This is a genomic window from Candidatus Aquarickettsia rohweri (genome assembly GCF_003953955.1).
Classification (GTDB): domain Bacteria; phylum Pseudomonadota; class Alphaproteobacteria; order Rickettsiales; family Midichloriaceae; genus Aquirickettsia; species Aquirickettsia rohweri.
Map to the genome: position 1 here is coordinate 1 of NZ_RXFM01000104.1, position 4745 is coordinate 4745.

The following is a 4745-nucleotide window of genomic DNA, read 5'->3' on the forward strand; positions in this document are numbered from 1 at the left end:
GGTTATAAATAGAATCATCATTTAAAAAACAAAGGGTTGCAGCTAAAATACTGCAACCCAGGAATGCATCAAAGAAGATTATGTAAGAAAACTCATTACTATTATCTAGTACTTATCCTCAACTATTAAATAATAAATTAGAATTATAGCTCGTCATGTTGAATATCAGCATCATCACATGCAACTTCTTGAGTATATGAATTCATTGTAGCCATATTAGCAGACATATGACCAGTTATTTCAACTTTTACATTGGTATCACTATAATTCTGATCAACAACTGTCATACCTTTGACATTTTCCGTTATATATTGCGCAATAAATTCGGTACTTTGAACATTATGTCCAGAGACTGTATTGCCTTGTTCATCTATTATAGTACCAGATATACTAACTAAAGCAGTTGCTGTAAATTTAACCTGATCTGCTTTAATAATCTTATAATAACCTGTAACTTTAGAGCATTTGCCAGGGTCTACTGTTACTGACTCAGATAAACTTAATTCAGTTGTTTTACTAGAACTTTTTGTCCAAGAATTATCTTCAGAAAATTTAAGACCAATATCAACATCAATTCCTGCTTTTTCAAAAATCAATCCTTCACTCATTTTGAATTTGACTGCAATACTTTGTTCACAATCCACACTATATGTATAAGAGCTTGAGCTTGTAAAACTTTTAGTAAAATCTAAACTTTCTGTAAGTGCTGAATTACCATTAATATTATTAACAGTCTGAGTTCCTAAACTTGTGCCAGATAATAGTGTATCTAAAGATTGATCATCAGCTAATTTCATATCTAAAACTGAAACTTGTAAAGTATATGATGATTTATCAACTTCAAAAAACCAATAAGAACCCTGCATAAGCGGTGCAATTTCAGCGTAATGTTTGCCATCTTCCCAAGCTTCATTTTTGTAGTTCAAAAAATTAGGTGAGCTTATATCATTAGCTCCTTTATCATAACCTTGTGTTTTAACTCGTAAAGTATATAGAGGTAATGCTTTTTGATTGCCTGACGGGGTATTGATTTTTTCTGTCGTCTCTGATGTACTAAGCCACCAAGAAGAACCCTGCATTTTAGGGCAAATCTCAGCATAATGTTTGCCATCTGCCCAAGCTTCATCTTTGTAGTTCAAGTAATTGTTATCACCAAGGTTTTGATTTCTGATATTGTATAGAGGAACTATTCCTATATTTTCCTCTGCTTCTTGAAAATACCAAGTAGCTCCATCTTGATTAGAAGCAATTTCAGCATAGTGATGACCACTTTTCCAAGCATCATTTTTGTAGTTCAAGTAATTGTTATCACCAAAGTTTTGATTTCTAATATTGTATAAAAGATTAGTAAATACACCTGTTTTTTTTAGATTTGATCCATTATTTGCTAATACTTGATTATGTGTGTTTGTCATATCCCACTCCTTTTTTGATTTTAAAACTATATCGAATCATTATTAATTCTGTAGATCAATATATTTTTTTAAATCTTTTATTTTATTGTTTTAAAATTTTTGTAGAGTATAATTAGTGCAAAAATTTTAATGGGTAAAATGAATACAAACTTAATTTCAAAACGATTAGAATTAATTAAACCTTCCCCTACTTTAGCAGTTACAGCTAAAGCTAAAGCTTTAAAAGCAGAAGGAAAAGATGTTATTGGTCTTGGAGCTGGAGAACCAGATTTTGACACTCCTGAGAATGTTAAGCAAGCAGCTTATGACGCTATTAAATCAGGTAAAACTAAATATACTCCTGTTGATGGAATTCCAGAATTAAAAGAAGCTATAGTTAAAAAGTTTAATAAAGAAAATAGATTAAACTATGAATTAAATAATATCACTGTGGGCTGTGGCGCCAAACATGTTATTTTTAATATAATTTCTGCAACAATTAATCCAGGGGATGAAGTAATAATACCTTCTCCATATTGGGTATCTTATCCAGACATGGTTTTGATTAATGGTGGTAAACCAGTAATTGCAACAACATCAATTGTTGATAATTTTAAACTAACTCCAAAAATTTTAAAAAATCACATAACTAATCAAACTAAATTACTAATATTAAATTCCCCAAGCAATCCAACTGGCTCTTGCTATTCTGAAAATGAATTATCTGAGCTTGCAAATGTACTAAAAGATTATCCTAATATTTATATAATTTCTGATGATATTTATGAACATATTAGATATCAAAACAATCAATTTCAAAATATTGCTAATATTAATGAAGAAATGCAAAATAGAACATTTGTAGTTAATGGAGTATCTAAAGCATATTCAATGACAGGTTGGAGAATAGGTTATGCAGCAGGCAGTAAAGAAGCTATTAAAGCAGTAGCAAAAATTCAGTCACAAAGTACTTCAAATCCATGTTCAATCAGTCAATATGCATCTGTTGAAGCGCTAAGCGAAAATAGTTATGAGTTTATTGAAAAAAATAAAATTGTATTTAAAGATAGGCTTGATTTGGTATTAGAAAAATTAAGCAAAATAAAGGGAATAAAAATAAAGGAACCAGATGGAGCATTTTATGTCTTTCCAAACTGCCAAAATTTAATAGGCAGCAAAACTCCAAGTGGTAAACAAATAAATAATTGCACTGATTTTGGAGAATATTTATTAGAAGAAGTATTAGTTGCAGTAGTACCTGGCATTGCTTTTGGATCTGAAAACCACTTTAGAGTTTCATATGCAATATCTAATGAAAATCTAATTGAGGCATGTTCAAGAATAAAAGCAGCTTGTGAAAAACTGACTTAAAGTAAATTTTTAATTGTATATAATTGGTAGGTTATTTTTACCATGCCCTAATTTATCAGTCTTATAAATTGGAATAGATGAGTTTAAATTAACAAGATTATTTATTGTAAAATCTATAAATTCATCACTATTTATAAATTCACCAAAAATAATAGCTTTAACAGTTCTAATATTCAATACAGAGCTAATATGATTTAACATTCTATCAATTTTATACCCAGCTTCACCTATATCTTCTAAAAACAACACTTTATTTTTGATATCAATTTGCCAACTGGTCCCTAAACTTGTTTGAATTAAAGCAAGATTACCACCTGTAAATTTAAATAAATCTATTTGATCCTTAAATTTTTCTGCAGCAAGATTTAATGGTTTTATGCATTTAACAAATTTTCTATTTGTAAAATCTTTTCTTAAAAGACAATCAAATAAATTTAAAAAATTGTTTATATCTTTATCTTCTTTAAACAATTCCCCTAAACAAGGTCCATGAATAGTTTTCCAATTCCATTTTTGAGAAAAAAATAAATGCAATGCTGTTATATCACTATACCCTATAAAAATTTTTTCACACTTTGGCTTAGATTGTCTCTGTAAATAATTTATTAATTTTGCTGAACCATATCCCCCATTAATACACCATATGATTACATTTTCATCTTGAATATTTAAAGCTTTATTTAAATCTTCAAATCTTTTTTCATCACTATTAGAATGAAATGGATGAATATCTTTATTCAAAAGTAGTTTATTATTATAAAGGTTAATTCCTGCAATTGACTGTATATCTTTATATTCACAATATGGATAAGATGCTGGTGAAATTGCAATAATCTTAAACTTTTTATTAAGTTTTAACCATAATGAGTGTGATGATATTGAGTCTATTATGCTCATAATAAAATTTTTACTTTTTTTGTGCTATAGTCAGTATGCGTTCTGTCTTATTTTCATCAAAACTTTTACCATCGATATTATACTGCTTCAATAACTCAAAGCCATTTTTTTCTAATATTATCTTTAATTGTTTGGCCGTATAAACTTGTAATGTTTGGAAGTCATGAGTAATATTTGGATTACTTTCTAATTTTTGTTGATGATAAATATCATAAGAAGCTAATATTCCATCAGAACTTATAGTGCTATATTGAATTTCACGCACTATAATATCACCACACCTTTTCAACCAGTCAATTGTTAATTTAGTGATATTATTATCTTTCAGTAAATAATTTAAATTAAAAATGTCAAAAATATATAATCCACCATCATTAAGATTTGAATAAATATTTTTTATAGTCTTTATAAAATCTTCTTTGGTAAGATGTCCAATAGAATTAAATATAGTAATAACTGCATCAAATTTTCCAGCTCTAGTAGTACGCATATCTCCTTTGATGAATTTAATATCTAATTGTTCCTTTATAGCCTTTCCTTTTGCAATTTCTAGCATTTTACAGTTTATATCATATCCAATAATATTGAATTTCTTTTTAGCAAGCCAAATAACCTGTGAACCTGTGCCACAACTTAAATCAAGTATACTTTTTATTTTAAATTCTTTAAGTATTTTTTCTATGCATTGGTTAACTATCTTGGAGTTCTCTTCATTAAAGCGATCATAATTTTCTGCCTCTTTATCATAGTGAGATGATTTAGCAGTAAGTAAACGCTAAAATATCCCCATCTTGACAAGTATTATCCGCCTTTCTTTGGGTTTCTTAAGTTTTTTGATAATTCTAAAAAAAATTTAATTTGATGATATTTTTTTATCAATATTATATGGAAGTAAATTTACTAACTCTTTTGGATCAGAATAATCATGAATATGATTCAGCAAATATTTTAAATAATCATAAGGATTAATCTTATTTACTTTGCAAGTTTCAATAATACTATAAATATTTGCACTAGCTTTAGCACCCTTAGTTGTTGCACAGAACATCCAATTTTTTCTGCCAACTGCAAATGGTTTTATAC

General features: G+C 28.1%; 4 protein-coding genes and 1 pseudogene. 1 reads left to right on the plus strand and 4 read right to left on the minus strand.

What is annotated here, in order from left to right; translation table 11 throughout:
• Positions 1-143 precede the first annotated feature (143 nt).
• On the minus strand, positions 144-1415 hold the full coding sequence (locus EIC27_RS06175; RefSeq protein ID WP_126045200.1) for a hypothetical protein: 1272 nt from the start codon (positions 1413-1415) through the stop codon (positions 144-146).
• Between the two features lie 138 nt (positions 1416-1553).
• Here EIC27_RS06175 and EIC27_RS06180 point away from each other — a divergent pair, with 138 nt between their 5' ends.
• A complete protein-coding gene (locus tag EIC27_RS06180; protein WP_126045201.1) occupies positions 1554-2765 on the plus strand; it encodes a pyridoxal phosphate-dependent aminotransferase in 1212 nt (403 codons plus the stop codon).
• 9 nt (positions 2766-2774) lie between these two features.
• Here the strand turns inward: EIC27_RS06180 and EIC27_RS06185 are convergent, their stop codons facing one another.
• The 3 genes and pseudogenes from EIC27_RS06185 to EIC27_RS08415 all read right to left on the minus strand — a co-directional run.
• Positions 2775-3662 carry an LD-carboxypeptidase gene (locus EIC27_RS06185; protein ID WP_126045202.1) on the minus strand — a complete coding sequence of 296 codons (888 nt, stop codon included), beginning with the start codon at positions 3660-3662 and terminating at the stop codon, positions 2775-2777.
• 10 nt (positions 3663-3672) lie between these two features.
• Positions 3673-4395: pseudogene (locus EIC27_RS06190) on the minus strand (class I SAM-dependent methyltransferase); the annotation flags it as partial.
• A 120-nt stretch (positions 4396-4515) separates the two neighbouring features.
• The coding region (locus tag EIC27_RS08415; RefSeq protein WP_205702304.1) for a transposase domain-containing protein at positions 4516-4745 on the minus strand (230 nt) is incomplete at its 5' end.